The sequence below is a fragment of the Ruegeria sp. AB6 genome, from assembly GCF_056542685.1.
This window is the reverse complement of record NZ_JBQGAD010000008.1, coordinates 135345-157210: the sequence shown is the minus strand read 5'-3', so window position 1 is coordinate 157210 and position 21866 is coordinate 135345. Positions and strand designations below refer to the sequence as shown.

The 21866-nt window shown below is 58.0% G+C and carries 21 protein-coding genes; 14 read left to right on the top strand and 7 right to left on the bottom strand.

The features are described 5' to 3' along the window. Window position 1: 1 nt before the first annotated feature. The 3 genes from ACR0DB_RS16655 to ACR0DB_RS16645 all read right to left on the bottom strand — a co-directional run bounded on the left by ACR0DB_RS16655 (window position 2) and on the right by ACR0DB_RS16645 (window position 2925). Window positions 2-832 carry an ABC transporter ATP-binding protein gene (locus ACR0DB_RS16655; RefSeq protein WP_480552141.1) on the bottom strand — a complete coding sequence of 277 codons (831 nt, stop codon included), beginning with the start codon at window positions 830-832 and terminating at the stop codon, window positions 2-4. Beyond that, window positions 829-1617, bottom strand: a complete 789-nt coding sequence (locus ACR0DB_RS16650; protein WP_480552158.1) for an ABC transporter ATP-binding protein — start codon at window positions 1615-1617, stop codon at window positions 829-831. Before ACR0DB_RS16650 ends, ACR0DB_RS16655 begins: the two co-directional genes overlap by 4 nt. Before the next feature lie 126 nt (window positions 1618-1743). Then, a complete protein-coding gene (locus ACR0DB_RS16645) occupies window positions 1744-2925 on the bottom strand; it encodes an ABC transporter substrate-binding protein (protein ID WP_480552140.1) in 1182 nt (393 codons plus the stop codon). A 151-nt stretch (window positions 2926-3076) separates the two neighbouring features. Here ACR0DB_RS16645 and ACR0DB_RS16640 point away from each other — a divergent pair, with 151 nt between their 5' ends. Then, window positions 3077-4171 (top strand): PQQ-dependent sugar dehydrogenase, encoded by a 1095-nt coding sequence (locus tag ACR0DB_RS16640; protein WP_480552139.1) that lies wholly within the window; start codon window positions 3077-3079, stop codon window positions 4169-4171. On the opposite strand, the gene ACR0DB_RS16635 is transcribed toward ACR0DB_RS16640, so the two are convergent. Further along, window positions 4168-5172, bottom strand: coding sequence for a GlxA family transcriptional regulator (locus ACR0DB_RS16635; RefSeq protein WP_170786786.1), 1005 nt, complete (start codon window positions 5170-5172; stop codon window positions 4168-4170). The two genes, ACR0DB_RS16640 and ACR0DB_RS16635, sit on opposite strands and share 4 nt — an antisense overlap. Before the next feature lie 170 nt (window positions 5173-5342). On the opposite strand from ACR0DB_RS16635, the gene ACR0DB_RS16630 reads away from it, so the two are divergent. Beyond that, window positions 5343-6713 carry a class II 3-deoxy-7-phosphoheptulonate synthase gene (locus tag ACR0DB_RS16630; RefSeq protein ID WP_480552138.1) on the top strand — a complete coding sequence of 457 codons (1371 nt, stop codon included), beginning with the start codon at window positions 5343-5345 and terminating at the stop codon, window positions 6711-6713. A 264-nt stretch (window positions 6714-6977) separates the two neighbouring features. Here the strand turns inward: ACR0DB_RS16630 and ACR0DB_RS16625 are convergent, their stop codons facing one another. Continuing rightward, window positions 6978-7652 carry a PAS domain-containing protein gene (locus ACR0DB_RS16625; RefSeq protein ID WP_480552137.1) on the bottom strand — a complete coding sequence of 225 codons (675 nt, stop codon included), beginning with the start codon at window positions 7650-7652 and terminating at the stop codon, window positions 6978-6980. Between the two features lie 254 nt (window positions 7653-7906). On the opposite strand from ACR0DB_RS16625, the gene ACR0DB_RS16620 reads away from it, so the two are divergent. The 12 genes from ACR0DB_RS16620 to ACR0DB_RS16565 all read left to right on the top strand — a co-directional run bounded on the left by ACR0DB_RS16620 (window position 7907) and on the right by ACR0DB_RS16565 (window position 19630). Continuing rightward, entirely contained in the window at window positions 7907-8785 is an 879-nt protein-coding gene (locus ACR0DB_RS16620) for a YicC/YloC family endoribonuclease (protein ID WP_480552136.1), read from the top strand. Between the two features lie 16 nt (window positions 8786-8801). Further along, a complete protein-coding gene (gmk, locus tag ACR0DB_RS16615; RefSeq protein WP_480552135.1) occupies window positions 8802-9443 on the top strand; it encodes a guanylate kinase in 642 nt (213 codons plus the stop codon). After that, window positions 9440-9964 (top strand): gamma carbonic anhydrase family protein, encoded by a 525-nt coding sequence (locus ACR0DB_RS16610; protein WP_170786778.1) that lies wholly within the window; start codon window positions 9440-9442, stop codon window positions 9962-9964. The genes gmk and ACR0DB_RS16610 overlap by 4 nt, the downstream gene beginning before the upstream one ends. Before the next feature lie 30 nt (window positions 9965-9994). Next, window positions 9995-11068 (top strand): sensor histidine kinase, encoded by a 1074-nt coding sequence (locus ACR0DB_RS16605; RefSeq protein ID WP_480552134.1) that lies wholly within the window; start codon window positions 9995-9997, stop codon window positions 11066-11068. 160 nt (window positions 11069-11228) lie between these two features. Next, entirely contained in the window at window positions 11229-12269 is a 1041-nt protein-coding gene (locus ACR0DB_RS16600) for a substrate-binding domain-containing protein (RefSeq protein ID WP_170769759.1), read from the top strand. Between the two features lie 83 nt (window positions 12270-12352). After that, window positions 12353-13825, top strand: coding sequence for a phosphate ABC transporter permease subunit PstC (pstC, locus tag ACR0DB_RS16595; RefSeq protein WP_480552133.1), 1473 nt, complete (start codon window positions 12353-12355; stop codon window positions 13823-13825). Beyond that, window positions 13822-15183 carry a phosphate ABC transporter permease PstA gene (gene pstA, locus ACR0DB_RS16590; RefSeq protein ID WP_170769757.1) on the top strand — a complete coding sequence of 454 codons (1362 nt, stop codon included), beginning with the start codon at window positions 13822-13824 and terminating at the stop codon, window positions 15181-15183. The genes pstC and pstA overlap by 4 nt, the downstream gene beginning before the upstream one ends. A 10-nt stretch (window positions 15184-15193) precedes the next feature. Further along, window positions 15194-15991, top strand: a complete 798-nt coding sequence (pstB, locus tag ACR0DB_RS16585; protein ID WP_170769756.1) for a phosphate ABC transporter ATP-binding protein PstB — start codon at window positions 15194-15196, stop codon at window positions 15989-15991. Between the two features lie 16 nt (window positions 15992-16007). Continuing rightward, on the top strand, window positions 16008-16709 hold the full coding sequence (gene phoU / locus ACR0DB_RS16580) for a phosphate signaling complex protein PhoU (protein WP_170769755.1): 702 nt from the start codon (window positions 16008-16010) through the stop codon (window positions 16707-16709). Between the two features lie 13 nt (window positions 16710-16722). After that, window positions 16723-17412: a phosphate regulon transcriptional regulator PhoB gene (gene phoB, locus ACR0DB_RS16575; protein WP_170769754.1), complete on the top strand. Its 690-nt coding sequence runs from the start codon at window positions 16723-16725 to the stop codon at window positions 17410-17412. Between the two features lie 110 nt (window positions 17413-17522). Further along, complete coding sequence (locus ACR0DB_RS16570) at window positions 17523-18752, top strand: acyl-CoA dehydrogenase (RefSeq protein WP_480552132.1); 1230 nt, start codon at window positions 17523-17525, stop codon at window positions 18750-18752. Between the two features lie 110 nt (window positions 18753-18862). Next, window positions 18863-19630 (top strand): SDR family oxidoreductase, encoded by a 768-nt coding sequence (locus tag ACR0DB_RS16565; protein WP_170786762.1) that lies wholly within the window; start codon window positions 18863-18865, stop codon window positions 19628-19630. Window positions 19631-19635: 5 nt separating this feature from the next. Here ACR0DB_RS16565 and ACR0DB_RS16560 read toward each other — a convergent pair whose 3' ends face one another. Together ACR0DB_RS16560 and ACR0DB_RS16555 are read right to left on the bottom strand one after the other, a co-directional pair. Next, entirely contained in the window at window positions 19636-20496 is an 861-nt protein-coding gene (locus ACR0DB_RS16560) for an acyl-CoA thioesterase (protein WP_170786760.1), read from the bottom strand. Window positions 20497-20545: 49 nt separating this feature from the next. Beyond that, entirely contained in the window at window positions 20546-21775 is a 1230-nt protein-coding gene (locus ACR0DB_RS16555) for a serine hydrolase domain-containing protein (protein WP_480552131.1), read from the bottom strand. Window positions 21776-21866: the final 91 nt, after the last annotated feature.

Here is a 21866-nt window from a genome sequence, read left to right as displayed (position 1 = left end):
TTCATCCCCCCAAGAAACTCTTACGAACTTCGGGATCGGCCAGCAGCTCCTTGCCCGTACCGGTATAGGCATTCCGCCCCTGAACCAGCACATATCCCTTGTCCGCGATTTCCAGCGCCTGGCGGGCGTTCTGTTCGACCATCAGGATCGGCAGCCCGGTGCGCGACACCTCGATAATCCGATCGAACAATTCATCCATCACGATTGGCGAGACCCCAGCGGTCGGCTCGTCCAGCATCAGCACCTTGGGCTGGGTCATCAGCGCGCGGCCCACGGCGACCTGTTGGCGTTGACCGCCCGATAGCTCTCCGGCCGCCTGATTGCGCTTGTCGCGCAGGATGGGGAAGAGGTCATAGACCTGCTCCATCGTTCCCGAAATATCGTCTCGGCGGATGAAGGCACCCATCTCAAGGTTCTCTTCCACCGTCATCGACGTGAATATGTTCGAGGTCTGCGGCACAAAGCCCATCCCGCGCATCACCCTATCTTGTGGGCTGAGGTTGGTGATGTCCTCACCGTCTAGCCGCACCGCGCCCGAGCGCACGTCCAGCATGCCGAACACGGCTTTCATCGCGGTGGATTTGCCCGCGCCATTGGGGCCGACGATTACCGCAATCTCACCCTTTTCCACGGCGATGGTGCAGTCGTGCAGAATGTCTGGCCCCTTGCCATACCCGCCAGTCATGGTGTCGCCGATCAGGAAGGGGCCGCCCTCGACCTTATGCGTCTCACCGCTTTTACGATGGGCGGGGGTCATGGTGCCGACGCCATGCGTGTTGGTGATCGAGGCGTCCTTGTTGCCCTTGTCGTCGTGATAAGGGTTATCACTCATGCCCCGGCCTCCAGCTTGTCCTTGTTCTTGAGGCCGGTGCCCAGATAGGCCTCGATCACGTGCTCATTGGCCTTGATCTGATCCAGAGTACCTTCGGCCAGCACCTTGCCTTCAGCCATACAGATGACCGGGTCGCAGATCTTGCCGATGAAATCCATGTCATGTTCGATGACCACGAAGGTATAGCCGCGTTCCTTGTTCAGGCGCAGGATCGTGTCGGCGATGGTCATCAAAAGGGTACGGTTCACGCCCGCGCCAACCTCGTCCAGAAACACGATCTTGGCGTCGACCATCATGGTGCGACCCAGTTCCAGCAGTTTTTTCTGTCCGCCCGAGACCTGACCGGCCTTGTGGTCGGCCAGATGTTCGACGGTCAGGAACTCCAGCACCTCATCGGCCTTGGCCTTCAATGCGCGTTCTTCATCGGCAATGCGTTTGCGCCCGAACCACGTGTTCCAAAGCGATTCACCTGATTGCGCACCCGGAACCATCATCAGATTCTCGCGGCAGGACATCGAAGAAAATTCATGCGCAATCTGGAAGGTGCGCAGCAGGCCCTTGTGAAACAGCTCATGCGGGGGCAGGCCGGTGATATCCTCACCATCCATGAACACCTTGCCGCTGGTCGGCGGCAACACGCCCGCGATGACATTGAACAGAGTGGTTTTTCCGGCCCCGTTCGGCCCGATCAGACCGGTGATCGAGCCCTTTTGGATTTCCAGCGATGCCCCGTCCACCGCATGAAACCCGCCGAAATGCTTGTGCACGTCTTCGACGACGATCATCTTTTCCCCTAGCCGCCGTTTTCGGCGTTGTTGCCACATCCCTGTACGAATGGTGCGGGCTTTTGTCATTGAAACAGCCCGGACACAAGGCCCGGGCTGCTTGTTTTTATGACTGTTAACCTTGGATCAACGGAAGTTGACGGTTTTGTTCTCGCCGTCGGTCACTTCGATCTCGCGGTACGAACCCGCGCTTTCGCCGGGGCCGATCAGCTCAACGCCGGACGCGCCGACATAGTCGATGTCCTGACCTGCGGCCAGCAGTTCCAGACCCTTGGCCAGCTCACCTGGGTAGATCTTTTCACCCGGTGCGTTGGCGACGTCCATGATCTTGCTGCCGTAATCGGCGGGGCTGGTCGAGCCTGCGGCCTGCATGGCCAGCATGAACAGCGCAGCTGCGTCATAGGCTTCCGGCGAATAAGGCGACGAACCGTCGAAACCGGCGGCTTCAGCCATCGCAAAGTACTTCTCGGCGCCCTCGCCACCCGAACCGGCGATCTGACCGAACGAGCCGTTCAGGTCGGGGCCAACATTGTTGGGAAGCGAGTCACCGATCATGCCTCCGGGTAGACCGAACGTGTCAAACGCACCGCTGTCCAGTGCCGACTGGATGATACCCAGACCACCTTGGTCGAGATAACCCGCGACAACCAGAATGTCGCCACCGGCCGAGGCCAGCGCGCCCACTTCGGCCGAGTAGTCGGCCTTGCCGTCTTCGTGTGCGGCAACGATGGTCACTTCGCCACCTGACGCCTCAAACGAGGACTGGATCGCGTCTGCCAAACCCTTGCCGTAATCGTTGTTGGTGTAGGTCAGTGCAATCGAGCTGATGCCACGGTCATTCAGGATGTCCGCCATCACCTGACCTTCACGCGCATCCGACGGCGCGGTGCGGAAGAACAGGCCGTTGTCTTCCATGGTCGACAGGCCGGGCGAAGTCGCCGATGGCGAAATCATCACCATGCCGTTTGGAATAGCGACGTTCTGCAGGATCGCGCCGGTCACACCCGAGCAGTCGCCGCCAATGATGCCAGCAACGCCATCTGCGATCATACGCTCTCCGTTCGAGGTCGCCAGGCCATTGTCGATACAACCAGTATCGGCGCGGGACGCGTTGACCTTGGTGCCGTCCAGCAGCTTGCCAGATTCGGTGACTTCGGCCATTGCCAGTTCCGCACCTGAACCCATCGCCGGGGCCAGTGATTCAATCGGGCCGGTGAAGCCGAACAGGACGCCCAGCGTGATATCTTCGGCCAGAGCCGGACCAGCCAGCAGAGCGGATGCCGCAGTTGCAGTAAGCAGCTTTTTCATATGGTTACTCCCTATTGTGAACGTATTCGTTCTGGTCACGACCCTAGGCAAGCTGCTCGGAAAAGAAAAGTCCTAACGCAAACGTGTTTTTGCGCAAAGGAAAGCTATTTGGTCTCATAGGGCTGACGCAGTGATTTTGAAGGGAAAAATGATGGTCCGAGCATTTGCGCTTCTTCTTTTGACGCTGCTAAGCGTCCCGCTGCGTGCTGAGGTCTTAAGCACCCCTTCGGGCTCAGTGCAGGTTGAGCCGATGGTTCAGGGGCTGGATACGCCGTGGGCCGTCGGAATTATGCCTGACGGATCGTTTCTGGTGACAGAACGGGATGGAGAGTTGCTGCATGTCTCGGATGGCAAGGCAAAGAAGGTGCGCGGTGTCCCAAAGGTTGCGGCAAACGGACAGGGTGGGTTGCTGGATGTAACAATCGCCCGTGATTTCACGCAAAGCCGGGAGATTTTTCTGACGTTCTCAAAGCCTCAACGGGGTGGGGCCGGTACCGCCCTAGCCGTGGCGCGGCTGTCTGAAAGCGAGGATCGGCTGACCAATCTGCGGGTCCTCTTCGAAGCCGTTCCCGGAGGGTCCGGTGGTCGACATTTCGGTTCGCGTGTAGTCGAGGCCAACGACGGCACTTTATTTGTCACTATTGGGGATCGCGGCGACCGTCCCCAAGCGCAGGAAACGTCCAACCCTATTGGTTCAGTGATCCGCGTGAACCGTGACGGAACAGTTCCTGCGGATAACCCGTTTGTGGGGGCGCCGGATGTTCGGCCCGAAATCTGGTCCTATGGCCATCGCAACCCACAGGGGGCCGGATTGGACGCTCAGGGCCGCTTGTGGGCCGCAGAACACGGTGCGCGCGGCGGGGATGAGGTGAACCTGATCCAACCCGGACGGAATTACGGCTGGCCGATCATTTCGTACGGTCGTCACTATTCGGGTAAGAAGATTGGCGAGGGAACTTTCAAAGATGGGCTTGAACAGCCGAAATTTTATTGGGACCCGTCCATCGCACCCTCGGGTCTGTTGGTTTATTCCGGCAAGCTATGGCCGCAATGGGCCGGCGATATATTCGTTGGCTCCCTGAAGTTGGACTATATTGCCCGTCTCGCAGGATCGCCCCTGACCGAGGTCGAAAAGATCGAGGGCTCAGCGACCGAACGAGTCCGCGATATTGTGGAAGCGCCGGACGGGGCGATCTGGTTTATCTCTGTCGGGCTGGGGGCGGTTTACCGGATGACACCGGGTTAAACAGACAGTTTCCCGCCTTGAGCGCCTCGCTCGCGATATGGCGTGGTGTTGTAATGGGCGCGGTAGCATTTCGAGAAATGCGACGGGCTGGCAAAGCCACAGGCCAGCGCCACGTTGATCACGCTCATATCGGTCTGCATCAGCAGGTTTCGCGCCTTGTGCAGCCGCAGCTCCATGTAATACCGCTTGGGTGAGCGGCTCAGGTAGCGCCGGAACAGCCGTTCCAGTTGGCGCGTGGACATGCCGACATCCTTGGCCAGAATCGAGGGCGAGATCGGCTCTTCGATGTTTTTTTCCATCATCAGGATGACCTGGCTGAGCTTTGGATGCCGAACCCCGATCCGGGTGGGGGTCGACAGGCGCTGCGTGTCCTGATCGGTGCGGATCGACGAATAAATCATCTGATCCGCTACTGCATTCGCCAGATCTTCACCATAGTCATCCGCGATGATCTTCAACATAAGGTCGATGGACGAAGTCCCGCCCGCCGTCGTCATCCGGTTACCGTCGATCTGAAACACGGATTTCGTCAGTTCGACCTCATCGAATTCCTCGATGAAGCTGTCCGAATTCTCCCAGTGGATTGTCGCCCGTTTGCCATCCATCAAACCAGCCTTGGCCAGAGTGAAGGCTGCTGTACACAACCCGCCAATTTTCAATCCCCGCCGCGCCTCGCGTCGTACCCAATTCAGCACCTTCTTGGTGGTGGCGTTCTGAACATCTACGCCGCCGCAAATCAGGATCACGGCATCGCGCTGTAGTTCAACGAGATCGGAATCAAGTTTGAAGTTGGCCCCAGCCGAACATGTAACGGTGTCACCGCCTTCACCGGCAAAGGTCCAGGTGTACAGCTCTTTATCGGCCATACGATTGGCGATGCGCAGGCTGTCCAGTGCCGACGCAAAAGACAGCAAAGAGAACTTGTCCAAAAGGACAAACACGAAATTCTTAGGGTTGGCCGCAGTGTCTTGCACCGTGACAACTTGGCGTTGCTCTTGCATGGCGAGGTGTCCTTGATTCGCCGCCAGGGGACGATAGGTCCGGCGGCACGTATTAAAACCACCATGATCAAAGCTTGTTTACGACGTCAAGGGGGCGCAATTGGGATATGGTCACTCTGTCACGCATTTTGTATAGAGACGACCTGAATACTTCAGCGGAGATCAAAGCTATGACCGAGTGGCAAAAAACGAACTGGCGCAACAAGCCCCGAGTTCAGATGCCAGATTATACCGACGCGGCCGCGCTGGCCAAGGTCGAGGCCCAGCTTGCCCAGTATCCCCCGCTGGTTTTTGCGGGCGAGGCACGGCGGTTGAAACAACACCTGGCTGCGGCTGGACGGGGTGAGGCGTTCCTGCTTCAAGGCGGCGACTGTGCTGAAAGCTTTGAACAATTCAGCGCGGATGCGATCCGTGACACGTTCAAGGTAATGCTGCAGATGGCGATGGTTCTGACCTATGGTGCGAAGGTGCCGGTGGTCAAAGTTGGCCGTATGGCCGGTCAGTTCGCCAAACCGCGCAGTGCCCCGACCGAAGTGGTGGATGGTGTGGAACTGCCCAGCTACCGTGGTGATATCATCAACGAGTTGGCCTTCACTCCCGAGGCCCGCATTCCGAATCCGTCCAAGATGCTGCAAGCCTACACGCAGGCGGCGGCCACGCTGAACCTGCTGCGCGCGTTTTCGACTGGTGGTTTCGCGGATATGAGCCGCGTGCATTCCTGGACGTTGGGCTTCACGGATGAGCAGGACGTTCAAAAATATTCCGAGATCGCGGACCGCATTCAGGACACCATCGACTTTATGGATGCTGCCGGAATCACCGCCGACACCACGCACGAGTTCTCGACCGTCGAATTCTACACCAGCCACGAAGGGCTGCTGCTGGAATACGAAGAGGCGCTGACCCGTCTGGATTCGACCTCTGGCAACTGGCTGGCTGGCTCGGGTCACATGATCTGGATCGGCGACCGTACCCGTCAGCCCGACGGCGCGCATGTTGAATTCTGCCGGGGCGTACAGAACCCGATCGGTCTGAAATGCGGTCCGACCACGACTGCCGAAGACCTCAAGGTTCTGATGTCCAAGCTGAACCCCGAAAACGAAGAGGGTCGCCTGACCCTAATTGCGCGGTTTGGTGCAGGCAAAGCGGGTGAGCATCTGCCGCGCTTGGTGAAGGCCGTCAAGGAAGAGGGTGCCAATGTGACCTGGGTCTGCGATCCGATGCATGGCAACACGATCAAGTCGGCCACGGGTTACAAGACTCGCCCATTCGATTCGGTCCTGCGCGAAGTCCGTGATTTCTTTGGCGTCCATCAGGCCGAGGGCACCGTCCCCGGCGGCGTGCATTTCGAGATGACCGGTCTGGACGTCACCGAATGCACTGGCGGCGTGCGCGCAGTGACGGAAGAGGACCTCTCGGACCGCTACCACACCGCTTGCGACCCGCGTTTGAACGCGTCGCAATCGCTGGAACTGGCGTTCCTTGTGGCCGAAGAACTGACGAACCTGCGCCGTGACCGCACCAAACGCGCGGTTGGCTAAGGCGGCGCGCTTCTTTACGCGAACCCAAAGGGGGCCAAGTTGTTTGGGCTGAGCTTCCTTTGGGCACGTTTGCGCCGTCGGCATTTTCGTAAGGCGTCACAGAGTTTCTACTGCCTGACGCCTTACTTGCAGAATCTCGATCCGATCGAGAATCCAAGAACCCGTATGCGCGCCGATGGCCGGTTCGAGCGCGAGGTTGGGCGAGACAAAAAAACCGGCAAGACGATTTGGTTGCCGGTTCTAAAATAACATCGGGTTCCGAACTCAGTCGTCGCGCGACACGACCAGTCGCAGATGCGATCCCGGATGTTTAAAATCTGTCTGATCCTCGGCAAAACCAACCTCAGACGGCCGTGCCGGTTTTTGAGGGGCCTGAACATCTGAGACGGGGCGCAGTTTCTGATCCGAGACGTCAAAGCGCCGTGGGGTTGCACCGATCACACCGTCGCTGACCATCACGCCCAGAATGCGGCTGATATCACCCAGATCGCTTTTCAAAGGCAGCAGGATCATCCGTGCCTGCATTCGGGTGCGACCCAGTGCGCCGGACGAGATCAACCCAAGCTCCGCAATCGCGGGCTTGGCAAAGACTTCTTCCAATACGTCGGTGATTTGAGTCCGCGCACCGGGTTCGAAAAACGCTGTCAGAGGCATTCCGCGTACCTCCATACCTGCCAGGTTGTTCAGATGGCTGCCCGCAAGGCGAAACCTTGCCAGACCGGGTGCGATGCGTTCCAGGATGAAGGTGTATTCCAGAATATTCTCGAGTCCGCGCGGATCAATCTGCGACCGCATGGGCACACCGTCGCCCGTCAGCAACGCTGTCCAATATGCCTCAGCCTGCCGGATGGGGGACAGGCTGCGCCCGCTGTCAAAACGATCCATTGCGACGATCTTTCCAAAGTTTGACCCGGAACTGTTCCCGAAAAACGTCTTCATTTTCATCACCCTAGCGTCAATCGACCGTCATTTTCATAAAATGCCACATATCGGGGACATCACCCACTGACCACCCCAACAGCAACCAGATTGACACGGGTTAATACAATTTTGGAGGAATTCTTTAATGAATGGTTAACTGCGTACTGGATGCGACAAACTCAGCAAACTCTTGCCCTGCGCTGGTGGTTGGCTTTAGGTGCTGGCGGAATAGGGCCATGGGCTATAACGAAAGGTCGGCTATGATCAGATCCATGACGGGCTTCGCCTCGGGCAAAGGCGCTTTGGGGCCGCATAGCTGGACGTGGGAGCTGCGCAGCGTCAACGGCAAGGGGCTGGACATGCGCATTCGCGTTCCAGATTGGCTGACCGGGCTGGAGGCGGCGCTGCGGGCGCAGATGTCCAAGGCGCTGAGCCGGGGGAATGTCACCTTGTCGCTGCGCTTGAACCGGGACGAATCCGCGCCTGAGATCGTGTTGAACGAAACGGCCATGGCCGCAGCCCTGGCGGCGGTGAAGCGCACCCAGCAGATGGCGGAGGAAGCTGGCGTAGCACTTGCAACGCCAAGCGCTGCCGATTTGGTGGCGCTAAAAGGCATGCTGGATGCAGGGGCCGATGTGGATGATCCGACCGCTCTGGTAAAGCAGCTCAGCACCGAATTTGCGACCGTTTTGGCCGAGTTCATCGCCATGCGCGAGGCCGAGGGGCAAGCGCTGGCCAAGGTTCTAGACAGCCAGCTGGATCAGGTGGCATCTTTCACCGATCAGGCCGCCGCGCTGGCCGAACAGCGCAAGGACAAGATGGCCGATGCCTTACGCGAAAATCTGGCCCGCGTGCTGGAAAACGCACAAAGCGCAGATCCGGACCGGGTCGCGCAAGAACTGGCGCTGATCGCGGTCAAAGCGGATGTGACCGAGGAAATCGACCGCCTCAGAACCCATGTCACGGCCGCGCGTGACTTGCTGGCACAGGATGTGGCCGTGGGGCGCAAGCTGGATTTTCTGATGCAGGAATTCAATCGCGAGACAAATACCTTATGCTCCAAGGCGCAAAGCGCCGAACTGACCTCGGTAGGGCTTGAGTTGAAAGCCGTAATTGATCAGATGCGAGAGCAAGTGCAGAACGTGGAATAACGACAGGAACACCCTTATGGCGGATCGACGCGGCCTACTCATCATTTTGTCTTCACCTTCGGGGGCGGGCAAATCCACTTTGGCCCGGCGGCTGATGCAGTGGGACAGCGACCTTGAATTCTCGGTCTCGGCCACAACGCGCGCCCCACGTCCGGGTGAGGAACATGGCCGCGAATACTTCTTCCTCAGCGAGGATGCGTTCAAACAGCAGGTCGCCGACGGTCAGATGCTGGAGCACGCGCATGTATTCGGGAATTTCTATGGCTCACCTGCGGGGCCGGTGCGCGAGTCGATCAACAGCGGCAAAGACGTGCTGTTTGATGTGGACTGGCAGGGCGAGGTACAGATTCGCAACTCAGATCTAGGCAAGCACGCTTTGTCGATTTTCATCCTGCCGCCCTCGATCCCCGAACTGCGTCGTCGGCTGGAAAGCCGGGGTCAGGACGCCGCCGACGTGATCGCCAAGCGGATGCTGAAAAGCTGGGATGAGATCAGCCACTGGGGCTATTACGACTACGTTCTGGTGAATGACGATCTGGATGCGACCGAGGAAAAGCTGAAGACCATCGTCAGCGCCGAACGCATGCGGCGTATTCAGCAACCGGTGCTGCAAAACCACGTTCGCACACTGCAAAACGAATTCGAGGAATTGTCATGACCGTCTACGCCCTCGGCCCGCACACGCCGCAAATCCACGAGGACACCTGGGTCGCGCCCGATGCGAACCTGATTGGGAAGGTGGTGCTGGAGCAGGGGGCCTCGGTCTGGTTTGGCTGCACCATACGCGCCGATCATGAAGAGATCCGGGTGGGCGAAGGCAGCAACGTGCAGGAAAACTGCGTGATGCATATTGATGCGGGCTATCCGCTGACGATCGGCAAGAACTGCACCATTGGGCATAAGGTCATGCTGCATGGCTGCACGATCGGGGAAAATACTCTGATCGGGATGGGGGCAATTGTCCTGAACGGCGCAAAAATAGGAAAGAATTGCCTGATCGGGGCAGGGGCGTTGATCACAGAAGGCAAGGAAATCCCGGATAATTCGCTGGTGATGGGTGCACCGGGCAAGGTGGTGCGAGAATTGGATGCGGCTGCGGCGCAAAAGATCACGTTCAGCGCGCTGCATTATCAGGAAAACATGCGCAAGTTTCGTGAAACTTTGACACCCGTGCCCTAGAACGCCCTCGAATATCACCGAGTACCAACGATGTCAGACGATCTGCTTGCCGAAATTGTGTCGGCCATTCCCCTACCTGCCCTGATGGTCGACCAGACCGAGCGGATCATAGCGGCCAATACAGATGCACGGACGTTGCTTGGGCAAAACATCGTCGCCCGTCATTTTGCCACCATCCTGCGTCAGCCGCAGGTGATTGAGGCGATGGAGCAAAGCCTGCGCGACAAGGGGCGGGCGAAGACGAGGCATCTTGCAAATGACGGCGCTCAGGACACCACGTTCGAGGTCGAGTGCCGCTATATGAACGGTGTTGGCGCTGTCTCAGGCGGGGCTGTTCTGGCCGTTTTTCAGGATGTGACCCATCTTGAACAGGCCAGTCAGATGCGGCGCGATTTTGTCGCCAATGTCAGTCACGAACTGCGCACGCCGCTGACCGCGTTGATGGGCTTTATAGAAACCCTGCGCGGCCCCGCCCGCGAAGATGCCGCCGCGCGCGAGCGCTTTCTTCAGATCATGACGGATGAGGCCAACCGCATGAACCGGCTGGTAGGGGACTTGCTGTCGCTGAACCGGGTCGAAAGCGAAGAACGGGTGCGGCCACGAGAGGAGCTGGACCTGTCGGGCTTGCTCCAATCCACGATAAATTCACTGCGGCCACTGGCCGAGGATGCGGAAGTTGAACTTCGCCTTACCGATGATCCCCAGGGACCGGTGTCCTTGATCGGTGACAGCGATCAGTTGCGGCAGGTTTTTACCAACCTGATCGAGAACGGAATCAAATACGGCGGTAGCGGCGGCTTGGTTGAAGTACGAATTCAGTCTTTCGAACGGGACACCGCCATGCGCGGCCCGGCTGTGCGGGTTCAGATTTCGGATAAGGGGCCGGGTATCGACCCGACTCACCTGCCGCGTTTGACCGAGCGATTCTACCGGGCGGACAATCACAGGTCCCGGCAATTGGGTGGAACCGGTTTAGGGCTGGCGATCGTAAAACATATCGTCAATCGGCATCGCGGGCGCTTGCGGGTGGAAAGCGAGTTGGGCAAAGGGTCTGTTTTCACAGTGATTTTGCCGCAGCAAAAATCGGAAGAGGCTCAGGTTTGACGCCCGGCATACCGGGATTGTCACAAAGTCATAGCTGAATCTGCCGGTTTGTCATGAAACTGTTACAAACCTGTCACAAAAGGCTTACGCACGGCTCTTAGGGGTGCCGGCAAGATCATCATGGGGGTGATCAAAAACAACCATTCTCAAGGAGACTGAGATGTCCTTTGTAAAACTGTCGGCTTCTGCTCTGGCGATTGCGGCCGTTTCGGCCACTACCGCTGCTGCACGTGATCAGGTTCAGGTTGCCGGTTCCTCGACCGTTCTGCCTTACGCTTCGATCGTTGCCGAAGCCTTCGGTGAAAACTTCGACTTCCCGACCCCTGTTGTTGAATCGGGCGGTTCCTCGGCTGGCCTGAAGCGTTTCTGCGAAGGTGTTGGCGAAAACACCATCGACGTTGCCAATGCTTCGCGCGCCATCCGTGAAAAAGAAGTAAAAGCCTGTGCCGAAAACGGCGTGACCGACATCATCGAAGTTCAGATCGGTTATGATGGCATCGTTTTCGCCTCCGACATCAACGGCAACTCGTTCGAGTTCACGCCGGAAGATTGGTACAAAGCCCTGTCCGCACAGATCGTTGTTGACGGTCAGCTGGTCGATAACCCGAACAAAACCTGGGCCGACGTGAACCCTGCTTTCCCGGCGCAGCCGATCGCAGCTTTCATCCCGGGCACCAAGCACGGCACCCGTGAAGTGTTTGAAGACAAGGTGATCCTGGCCGGTTGTGAGCACCTGGGCGACTTTGACGTTTACAAAGCAGCCAACGGCGACGACAAGAAAGCTGCCGAGAAAGCCTGTATCGCCCTGCGTACGGACGGCGTTTCGGTCGACATCGACGGCGACTACACCGAAACTCTGGCGCGTATCGACAGCAACAAAGACGGCATCGGCGTCTTTGGTCTGGCCTTCTACGAGAACAACACCGACAAGCTGCAAGTTGCAACCATGTCCGGCATTGTTCCGACCACCGAGTCGATCGCAACCGGCGAATACCCGGTCTCGCGTCCGCTGTTCTTCTACGTGAAGAAAGCGCATATTGGCGTGATCCCCGGCCTGAAAGAATATGCTGAGTTCTTCGTCGCCGACGAGATCGCAGGCCCCGATGGTCCGTTGGCTGAATACGGCCTGGTTTCGGATCCCGAGCTGGTCAAAGTTCAGGAAGCTGTTGCGAACGAAACCGTTCTGGGCGGCGGCTCCTAATCACCCTTGCTTATGGAACCGGGGCGGTTTATGCGCGCCCCGGTTCTTTTTGACTCTTCTCCAGCCATTCCGACGGAGTTCCCATGGCACTATCCTGGCTGTTGCTCATCCTGCTTGCATTCGCAGTGATCGGATATTTCGCAGGGCGGTCCCGTGCCCTTGCAAGCGCAGGAGGAGACGCGCGGGATCTGCACTCTCTGCCGTCCTATTATGGCTACAATGTTGCGCTGACGGCGCTGGTGCCGGCGCTTGGCATTCTGGTCGTCTGGTTGCTGGCGCAGCCGATGATCGTGAACAGCACCGTCACCGGCATGATCCCCGACCACGCGATCCCTGAAGGCGCGGACCGCGGCCTGATCATGAGCGAGGTTCGGCGCGTTTCGAACGGGTTGGCCGGGGCCGTTGCAACCGGCGCGCTGAGCGAAGCGCAGGCTGGGAATGCCGATGCCGATATTGCCGAGCTGACCCAGACGTTGAAAGATTCAGGTCAGGTCCTGACTCAGGAGATTACCAAACCTATTCTGGTCGCGGCCCAGAAATACCGCAGCATGACGTCGACCGGAACGATAGCCATGCAGGTGATCGTTGTGATCGTCGCGTTGTTTGGTGCAGCCTTTGCCTATATCCGAACGCACAAGGAATTCCGCGCCCGCAACGTAGTGGAACAAGGCGTTCTGGCGCTGTTGCTGCTGGCGGCCTCGATTGCGATCCTGACAACGGTGGGCATCGTTTTGTCCATGTTCTTCGAGACGCTGAACTTCTTCCAACTGCACTCGTGGAAAGACTTCTTCTTCGGCAGCACATGGGCCCCGAACTTCCGTGGCGGCTCGGAACTGTCGATCCTGCCGCTTCTGTGGGGCACTCTCTATATCTCGGTGATCGCGTTGTTGGTGGCGGTGCCAATTGGCCTGTTTGCCGCGATTTACCTGTCGGAATATGCCTCGGGCGCGACCCGCTCGATTGCAAAGCCTTTGCTAGAGATCCTCGCTGGTATCCCGACCATCGTTTATGGTCTGTTTGCCTTGCTGACGGTTGGTCCTGCGCTGGTGTCGATGTTCGGCGAAGGCGGGGCGCTGGGAGTGGGCTGGATGGCCAGTTCGAACGCGGTGCTAACGGCGGGTCTGGTTATGGGCATCATGCTGATCCCGTTCGTGTCGTCGCTGTCCGATGACATCATCAACGCGGTCCCGCAATCGATGCGTGACGGTTCGCTTGGGCTGGGCGCGACCCATTCCGAGACGGTCCGTCAGGTGGTGCTGCCGGCCGCGCTGCCGGGGATCGTCGGAGCGATCTTACTGGCCGCCAGCCGCGCCATCGGTGAGACGATGATCGTGGTGATGGCTGCCGGTGCAATCGCCAAATTCTCGGGCAACCCGTTCGAGGCAATGACCACGATCACCACTCGGATCGTCAGCCAGTTGACCGGCGATACCGACTTTGCCAGCCCCGAAACGTTGGTTGCGTTCGCGCTGGGTCTGACCCTGTTCATCATTACGCTGGGGCTGAACATCTTCGCCCTCTACATCGTACGCAAATACCGGGAGCAGTACGAATGACCGATATTTCCCAAACGCCCGCTGCTGCTCCGGCTGCGAAACCCAAAAAGGGGTCGTTGTTCGAGCAAGACGCACGGACCAAAAAGCGCAATGCAGCCGAATCCCGGTTTAAGATGTATGGGATTGCTGCCATTGGTATCGGCCTGCTGATGCTGATCGTGCTGGTCACAAACATTGTGACCGCAGGCACCGGCGCGTTCCAGCAGACGTTCCTTGAACTGAATGTTGAGCTGAAAGAAGACAAGCTGGACAAGAAGGGCAACCGCAATATCGAGGATATCAAGAAGGTCTCGACCTTTGGCTACGCGCCGCTGATCGCCTCGGCGATTGAGACGGAAGTGCAAGAGCTGGGTATCCAGACCGATCTTTCGCCCAAGGAGATGGGCAAAATCCTGTCCAAAGCCGCACAGGCCGAGCTGAGGAACTATGTGATCGCCAACCCCGATGAGATCGGCAAGACGGTCAGCTTCCGCTTTTTGGTCAACAGCCGTGTCGATGGCTATATGAAGGGTCGCGTGACCCGCGAATCCATCGCCAATGACAAAAGCATCACGGTTGCCCAGCTGGATTTCGTAGATCAACTGCGGGATGCGGGCGTGCTGTATAAAGCGTTCAACCCCGATTTCATCTTCGGCTCGGACGCGTCCGACCAACGGCCCGAGGCTGCGGGGATCGGTGTTTCGATGCTGGGCTCGCTGTTCATGATGTTCGTGGTGCTGGCTTTGGCGCTGCCGATTGGGGTGGCCGCCTCGATCTATCTTGAGGAGTTTGCGCCGCAGAACCGGCTGACCGATATCATCGAGGTGAATATCTCGAACCTGGCCGCCGTGCCGTCGATCGTGTTCGGTATTCTGGGTTTGGCCGTGTTCATCAACTACATGCATCTGCCGACCTCGGCACCGCTGGTGGGTGGTCTGGTTCTGACGCTGATGACTCTGCCGACGATCATCATCTCGACGCGTGCGTCGTTGAAGGCGGTTCCGCCGTCGATCCGCGATGCCGCACTTGGGGTAGGGGCCTCGAAAATGCAGGCGGTGTTCCACCATGTCTTACCGCTGGCCGCGCCCGGTATTCTGACCGGCACCATCATCGGTCTGGCGCAGGCGCTGGGGGAAACCGCGCCGCTGCTGCTGATCGGGATGGTGGGCTTTATCGCCTCGAACCCGCCCGACGGGCTGGTGGCGGGCTTCCTGTCACCGAACTCGGCCATGCCGGCGCAGATCTACGAATGGTCCAAACGCGCTGACCCGGCCTTTTACGAACGCGCATGGGGAGGGATCATCATCCTGTTGATCTTCCTTGTGACAATGAACACCATCGCGGTCATCCTGCGCCGCCGCTTTGAACGCCGCTGGTAAGGGGCTTATTATGAACGACATGACACGAGTGGAGAGAGCCGTGGACTCCAAAGCCATCAAGATCGCCGCGAATAATGTGCAGGTCTACTACGGTGAGACGCACGCTATCAAAGACGTCAACGTCGAGATTGAAGACAAGACCGTTACCGCCTTTATCGGCCCGTCGGGCTGCGGCAAGTCTACCTTCCTGCGCTGCTTGAACCGGATGAATGACACGATCGACATCTGCCGGGTTCAGGGCGATATCCTGCTGGATGGCGAGGATATCTATGACAAGCGCGTCGATCCGGTACAGCTGCGCGCCAAAGTGGGCATGGTGTTCCAGAAGCCGAACCCTTTCCCTAAGTCGATCTATGACAACGTAGCCTACGGCCCGCGCATCCACGGCCTTGCCAAGAACAAGGCGGAACTGGATGAGATCGTTGAGAAATCCCTGCGTCGCGGTGCGATCTGGGATGAGGTCAAGGATCGTCTTGACGCCCCCGGCACCGGCCTGTCGGGCGGTCAGCAGCAGCGCCTGTGCATCGCCCGCGCCGTCGCGACCGAGCCCGAGGTTCTGCTGATGGACGAGCCTTGCTCGGCCCTGGACCCGATTGCAACTGCGCAGGTCGAAGAACTGATTGACGAGTTGCGCTCGCGTTATTCGGTGGTGATTGTGACCCACTCGATGCAGCAGGCCGCGCGAGTCAGCCAGAAAACCGCATTCTTCCATCTGGGCAACCTCGTCGAGTTCGGCGAGACGGGTCAGATCTTCACCAACCCCGAAGATCCCCGCACCGAAAGCTATATCACTGGCCGGATCGGCTGAGGACAGGTATCTGATCATGACCGAACAACATATTGCATCCGCCTTCGACCGCGATCTAGAAGCCATTCAGGCCCACATCATGAAGATGGGCGGGCTGGTCGAAGCCGCCATCATGGGTGCGGCCCGGTCGTTGGAAACGCGCGACGAGGAACTGGCGCAACAGGTCCGCGCAGGCGACAAGGCCATCGACGCGCTTGAGGAACTGATCGACGAGGAAACCGCCCGCCTGATCGCGCTGCGTGCGCCAACAGCCAGCGATCTGCGTCTGGTTCTGTCGGTTCTTAAAGTCTCTGGCAACCTTGAACGCATTGGCGATTATTCCAAGAACATCGCCAAACGTACCACGGTTCTGGTTAATGCGGGTGAAATCAACGGTAGCGCCGCAGCCTTGCGTCGCATGGCGCGTGAAGTCGAGCATATGCTGCGCGACGCGCTGGACGCGTACATCCAGCGTGACGCAGAATTGGCGACCGACGTGATCAACCGCGATGAAGAAGTGGACCAGATGTATAATGGTCTGTTCCGCGAATTTCTGACCTTCATGGCAGAAGATCCGCGCAACATCTCGTCCTGTATGCATCTGCATTTCATCGCCAAGAATATCGAGCGTATGGGTGATCACGTCACCGCAATCGCCGAGCAGGTCGTGTATCTGGTGACCGGCGAACGCCCCGCCGAAGCGCGGCCAAAGGCCGATGTAACCTCGCAATCCGTCTGAGGAGATTTCTGAGATGTCTGCCGATCAACCCACAGTGCTGGTGGTCGAGGATGAACTGGCCCAGCGTGAAGTGCTGGCTTATAATCTTGAAGCGGAAGGGTTCCGCGTATCCAAGGCGGCTAATGGCGACGAAGCCATGTTACTGGTGGACGAAGACAGCCCGGACATCATTGTCTTGGATTGGATGATGCCCAACCTGAGCGGGATCGAAGTCTGCCGCCGCCTCAAATCACGCCCTGACACACGCTCGATTCCGATCATCATGCTATCGGCCCGCACTGAAGAGGTCGATAAGGTGCGCGGTCTGGAAACCGGTGCTGATGACTATGTAGTCAAACCCTATTCGGTGGTTGAACTAATGGCACGGGTGCGGACGCAACTGCGCCGCGTGCGCCCGGCAACGGTTGGTATCCGATTGGAATTCGACGATATCATTCTGGACTCTGAAACTCACAAGGTCAGCCGCGGCAGCAAGCCTTTGAAACTGGGCCCGACTGAATTTCGGCTGCTGAGCACGTTTATGGAGAAACCGGGCCGTGTCTGGAGCCGTGAGCAATTGCTCGATCGGGTTTGGGGTCGCGATATCTATGTCGACACCCGAACGGTGGACGTCCATATCGGTCGCTTGCGTAAAGCTTTGACGCAACATGGCGGCGACGACCCAGTTCGAACCGTTCGCGGCGCGGGATACGCGTTGGGGTAGGGCGCGCGCTATCCTATGAGTTTTACTCATGAGGAAATGCAAAACTCTTTCTGTCCTTTGGCGCATCACCGGGTTAGGTTGCGCCGAAGCTGACAGAGCGGAGAAGCCCCATGAACGCCCCAGATACTAAACCGACCTTGCGTGCCAAAGATGCGCCGGACCTTGGGCGATTTGCATGGGAGGACCCATTTCGCCTGTCTGATCAGTTGACTGAAGACGAACGGATGATCGCCGACAGCGCGCGGGCCTATGCGCAGGAGAAACTGCAAACGCGGGTTCTGGACGCGTTTCAGAACGAGGAAACAGACCCCGAGATTTTCCTCGAGATGGGCGAAATGGGTCTGCTGGGCACCACGATTCCCGAAGAATATGGGGGTATCGGGGCAGGGTATGTCGCCTACGGTCTGGTCGCGCGCGAGGTAGAGCGTGTGGATTCCGGTTATCGCTCGATGATGTCGGTACAAAGCTCGTTGGTGATGTACCCGATCTATGCCTATGGCAGTGAGGAACAGCGCCGCAAATACTTGCCGAAACTGGCCAGTGGTGAATGGATCGGCTGCTTTGGCCTGACAGAGCCCGATGCGGGCTCTGACCCGGCGGGCATGAAAACCCGTGCGGAAAAGATCGACGGCGGCTACCGTCTGACCGGTAGCAAGATGTGGATTTCAAACTCTCCGATCGCTGATGTTTTTGTCGTTTGGGCCAAGTCCGACGCGCATGACGGGAAGATCCGGGGCTTTGTGCTTGAAAAAGGCCTGAAGGGCCTAAGCGCGCCGAAGATCCAGAACAAGATGAGCCTGCGCGCCTCGATTACCGGCGAAATCGTGCTGGACGGCGTTGAGGTTGACGAGGGCGCTTTGCTGCCGCACGTACAGGGGTTGAAAGGACCGTTTGGCTGCCTCAATCGCGCCCGATATGGTATCAGTTGGGGCGCCATGGGGGCCGCGGAATGCTGCTGGCACGCGGCGCGTCAATACGGGCTGGATCGCAAGCAATTCGACAAACCCTTGGCGCAGACACAATTGTTCCAACGCAAACTGGCGGACATGCAGACCGAAATCGCGCTTGGTTTGCAAGCCAGTCTGCGTGTTGGTCGTTTGATGGATGACGCTGCTGCTGCGCCCGAGATGATCTCGATCGTAAAACGCAACAATTGCGGAAAAGCGTTGGACATCGCGCGGATGGCACGGGACATGCATGGGGGCAACGGTATCTCGCTGGAATTCCAGGTGATCCGCCATATGGTCAATCTGGAAACCGTGAACACCTACGAGGGGACGCATGACGTGCATGCGTTGATCCTGGGGCGTGCGCAAACGGGCCTGCAAGCCTTCTATTGAGTTTCGCGTAATTGGTATTATGGTAAAATAATGCCTGCGCGTGATTTGAACTTTGCACAGTTCCTCAAAGCCTTACGATGCTCTCCTGATAACCACTTCAGGAGCGCAAAATGCAATTGAACGGAAAAACCATCGTCATAACCGGCGCCGCTGGTGGTATTGGTAAAGGTCTCGCCGAACGGTTTGCGCAGCTTGGTGCAACGGTCATCTGCTCGGATGTTGACCTGGACGCAGCGGAACGCGTTGCGCGTTCTATCGGTGGTCACTCTCTGCACTGCGATGTGTCCAGCGAAGATCATGTGAAGGCTTTGATCGATACCGTTGAAGATCAGATCGCGCCAATTGATCTGTTTTGCGCGAATGCCGGGATTTTGACGCTTGGCGGTTTTGATACACCCGATGCGGATTGGGATCGGACGTGGAAGATCAATGTCATGTCCCATGTCTGGGCCGCGCGACATCTGGTTCCAAAGATGCTGGCACGCGGCGGCGGTTATTTTTTGATGACCGCATCGGCTGCCGGGCTGTTGAATCAACCCGGTGCTGCGCCGTATGGCGTCACAAAACACGCAGCCGTTGGTTTTGCCGAGTGGCTGGCGCTGACATATGGGCGCAAGGGTTTGAAAGTTTCGGTTCTGTGCCCACAGGCGGTGCGTTCAGACATGACCAAGGGACATGAAGTGTCTGTCGCGTCGATCGACGGTATGTTGGAGCCGTCCGAGGTCGCGGAAGCCTGTGTTCAAGCCATTGAAGCAGAGCAGTTTCTGATCCTGCCGCATCCGCAGGTTCTGGACTATATGCGCCATAAAGCGACGGACTATGACCGGTGGCTGGGCGGAATGCAGAAGTTAAATCAAATGTTTATCGAGGATAGTTGATCAGTCTACCGCGCCCGTCGCATCAACCCTTCCTGTGCGACAGATGCCACCAATGTGCCGTCCTGAGTATAGATTGAGCCACGATTGAAACTGCGGCCGCGGCCGCCCCAAGGCGAATCCATTGAATACAGATGCCACTTGTCGAAATGCACTGGCGCGTGGAACCACAGGGCGTGATCCAGGCTGGCTCCGTTTACCTCACCGGTGAACCAGCTCAGTCCGTGGGGCCTTAGTCCCGAGCTGAGCAGGTACATATCCGAGGCATAGGTCAGCAGCAATTGCTGGGTGATCTGGTCCCTGCCCTGTGCGGCGTTCATTCGAAACCAAATGGCGTTTCGATCGTCGGACTTGTCAGGCGCGAACAGGTCCAGATGGTGGACTTCGCGTACATCGATCGGACGGTCGCGCATCAGCTCGGATCGCAGACGTTCGGGAACGCGATCCAGATATTGTCGTCTGACCTCGGACCGCGCGGGCAATCCCTCGGGGCCGGAGATGTCGGGCATTGGATGCTGGTGGTCCCAGCCGTCATCTGCAATATGGAAGGACGCCGACATGTTGAGGATTTGTTTCCCGTGTTGGATCGCAATGACTCGGCGGGTGGTGAAAGAACCTCCATCTCGGGCCCGATCCACTTGATAAATAACGGGAATAGACGGATCACCGGGGCGAATGAAATAGGCGTGCAAAGAATGGCACAGACGGTCTTCCACAGTTCGGTATGCAGCAGACAGGGCTTGGGCGACGACTTGTCCGCCAAATATCCGCGTGGGCGTTTCACCGCCGGATCCTGTGCCACGAAACAGATCAACCTCAAGCCGTTCCAGAGATAGCAAATCCAGCAGAATGCGCTCGGCTTCGGTCATGTGGGGCTCTCCGATTGATCTGCGCCATGACGTAACAGGCTGCTGAAGGTCATTCAATCATTGCCCCGAGGACAAGCGCCTTGAGTTCCGACCGCGACGGATAGGAACTGGAGGGTGAGAGTTGGGTAAAGAAGACGGCTGTCACGTCATTGCTGCGGTCGACCCAGAAAAAGGTCGAGGCCATGCCGCCCCAACTGAAATCGCCCAAAGAGCCCGGAGTGGCCGTTCGGCCTGGATCAATCACCACCGAACCGCCAAGACCAAAACCCGTTCCCTCCATTGGTTGTTCCGCGAAACTGCTGGGCCCCATAGAGGCAATGTCGCCTGCTAAGTGATTGCGCATCATGAAATCTACCGTCCTGCTGCTAAGCAAACGGTGGCCATTCCCCTGCCCTTTGTTGCGCAGCATCTGGACGAATTTGGCGTAATCGTCGATGGTTCCGACCAGACCGCCCCCCCCAGAGCACATGGTGGTGTTGAGAAAGGCAGAATCTTCGTAGCTATCTGTCAAACGCAGGCTGTCACCACCGGTCTCAGCCGAATTCAGATCCATCGCATTGCCAGCTAAGGGCGTGTAGAGTGATGCAAAACGGTCCCCGGCATCTTTGGGAACAGTAAATCCGGTCTCAGACATACCCAGCGGGTCAAAAATCTCTTCCTGAAAGAACTGATCCAGCGTTTTGCCAGACACGATTTCCACGACCCGGCCGATCACGTCGATGCCCACCGAATATTCCCAACGACTGCCGGGATGGAATGCCAGCGGCAGGTCAGCGAGCGCAGTCACCCGGTTCGCCAAAAGACCCTCACGCGGGCCAAAGACGATGGATTGATCTTCCATCGCACTCGGCAGCAGCCCGGGGTTAAACGGATAGCTCAAACCACTTGTATGGGTCAGCAATTGATGCAAGGTCGGGGTTGTCGAGGGTTCGGTTTGGTCCATCCGGCTTGCGCCCGGCACAAGGGCATGAATATTCGAAAACTCTGGAATAAAGTCAGATACCTGCGCGTCGAGGTGAAAGTTTCCGCGTTCGGCAAGCATCATCAATGCCACAGACGTCACTGGCTTGGTCATTGAATAAATTCGGGCAATTGAGTCGCGTTGGAAAGGCAAGCTCTGCTCCACATTCCGAAGCCCGCAGGCGTGGAAGAACGCCTCTTGACCCTGATGGTGGATCAGGACGGAACTTCCTGCATACTTCCGCTCATCCACATAGCGTTGCATCCACATCGGAATGCGCCCGAGGCGGGAAGGGTCGAGCGTAATCTGACTGCACATGTGGACGTCCTGAATTTGCCTAGCAATTCCCCGGATTTTGCCGGGCGTGGTCACCTAACGCAATGGGGATGCAGCTATTTCCATATGGCTG

What these genes read in the sequence shown, in the direction of transcription:
- ACR0DB_RS16655 (WP_480552141.1), bottom strand. Translation starts at nt 832, where the DNA reads ATGAGTGATAACCCTTATCACGACGACAAGGGCAACAAGGACGCCTCG.
- ACR0DB_RS16650 (WP_480552158.1), bottom strand. Translation starts at nt 1,617, where the DNA reads ATGATCGTCGTCGAAGACGTGCACAAGCATTTCGGCGGGTTTCATGCG.
- ACR0DB_RS16645 (WP_480552140.1), bottom strand. Translation starts at nt 2,925, where the DNA reads ATGAAAAAGCTGCTTACTGCAACTGCGGCATCCGCTCTGCTGGCTGGT.
- ACR0DB_RS16640 (WP_480552139.1), top strand. Translation starts at nt 3,077, where the DNA reads ATGGTCCGAGCATTTGCGCTTCTTCTTTTGACGCTGCTAAGCGTCCCG.
- ACR0DB_RS16635 (WP_170786786.1), bottom strand. Translation starts at nt 5,172, where the DNA reads ATGCAAGAGCAACGCCAAGTTGTCACGGTGCAAGACACTGCGGCCAAC.
- ACR0DB_RS16630 (WP_480552138.1), top strand. Translation starts at nt 5,343, where the DNA reads ATGACCGAGTGGCAAAAAACGAACTGGCGCAACAAGCCCCGAGTTCAG.
- ACR0DB_RS16625 (WP_480552137.1), bottom strand. Translation starts at nt 7,652, where the DNA reads ATGAAGACGTTTTTCGGGAACAGTTCCGGGTCAAACTTTGGAAAGATC.
- ACR0DB_RS16620 (WP_480552136.1), top strand. Translation starts at nt 7,907, where the DNA reads ATGACGGGCTTCGCCTCGGGCAAAGGCGCTTTGGGGCCGCATAGCTGG.
- gmk (WP_480552135.1), top strand. Translation starts at nt 8,802, where the DNA reads ATGGCGGATCGACGCGGCCTACTCATCATTTTGTCTTCACCTTCGGGG.
- ACR0DB_RS16610 (WP_170786778.1), top strand. Translation starts at nt 9,440, where the DNA reads ATGACCGTCTACGCCCTCGGCCCGCACACGCCGCAAATCCACGAGGAC.
- ACR0DB_RS16605 (WP_480552134.1), top strand. Translation starts at nt 9,995, where the DNA reads ATGTCAGACGATCTGCTTGCCGAAATTGTGTCGGCCATTCCCCTACCT.
- ACR0DB_RS16600 (WP_170769759.1), top strand. Translation starts at nt 11,229, where the DNA reads ATGTCCTTTGTAAAACTGTCGGCTTCTGCTCTGGCGATTGCGGCCGTT.
- pstC (WP_480552133.1), top strand. Translation starts at nt 12,353, where the DNA reads ATGGCACTATCCTGGCTGTTGCTCATCCTGCTTGCATTCGCAGTGATC.
- pstA (WP_170769757.1), top strand. Translation starts at nt 13,822, where the DNA reads ATGACCGATATTTCCCAAACGCCCGCTGCTGCTCCGGCTGCGAAACCC.
- pstB (WP_170769756.1), top strand. Translation starts at nt 15,194, where the DNA reads ATGAACGACATGACACGAGTGGAGAGAGCCGTGGACTCCAAAGCCATC.
- phoU (WP_170769755.1), top strand. Translation starts at nt 16,008, where the DNA reads ATGACCGAACAACATATTGCATCCGCCTTCGACCGCGATCTAGAAGCC.
- phoB (WP_170769754.1), top strand. Translation starts at nt 16,723, where the DNA reads ATGTCTGCCGATCAACCCACAGTGCTGGTGGTCGAGGATGAACTGGCC.
- ACR0DB_RS16570 (WP_480552132.1), top strand. Translation starts at nt 17,523, where the DNA reads ATGAACGCCCCAGATACTAAACCGACCTTGCGTGCCAAAGATGCGCCG.
- ACR0DB_RS16565 (WP_170786762.1), top strand. Translation starts at nt 18,863, where the DNA reads ATGCAATTGAACGGAAAAACCATCGTCATAACCGGCGCCGCTGGTGGT.
- ACR0DB_RS16560 (WP_170786760.1), bottom strand. Translation starts at nt 20,496, where the DNA reads ATGACCGAAGCCGAGCGCATTCTGCTGGATTTGCTATCTCTGGAACGG.
- ACR0DB_RS16555 (WP_480552131.1), bottom strand. Translation starts at nt 21,775, where the DNA reads ATGTGCAGTCAGATTACGCTCGACCCTTCCCGCCTCGGGCGCATTCCG.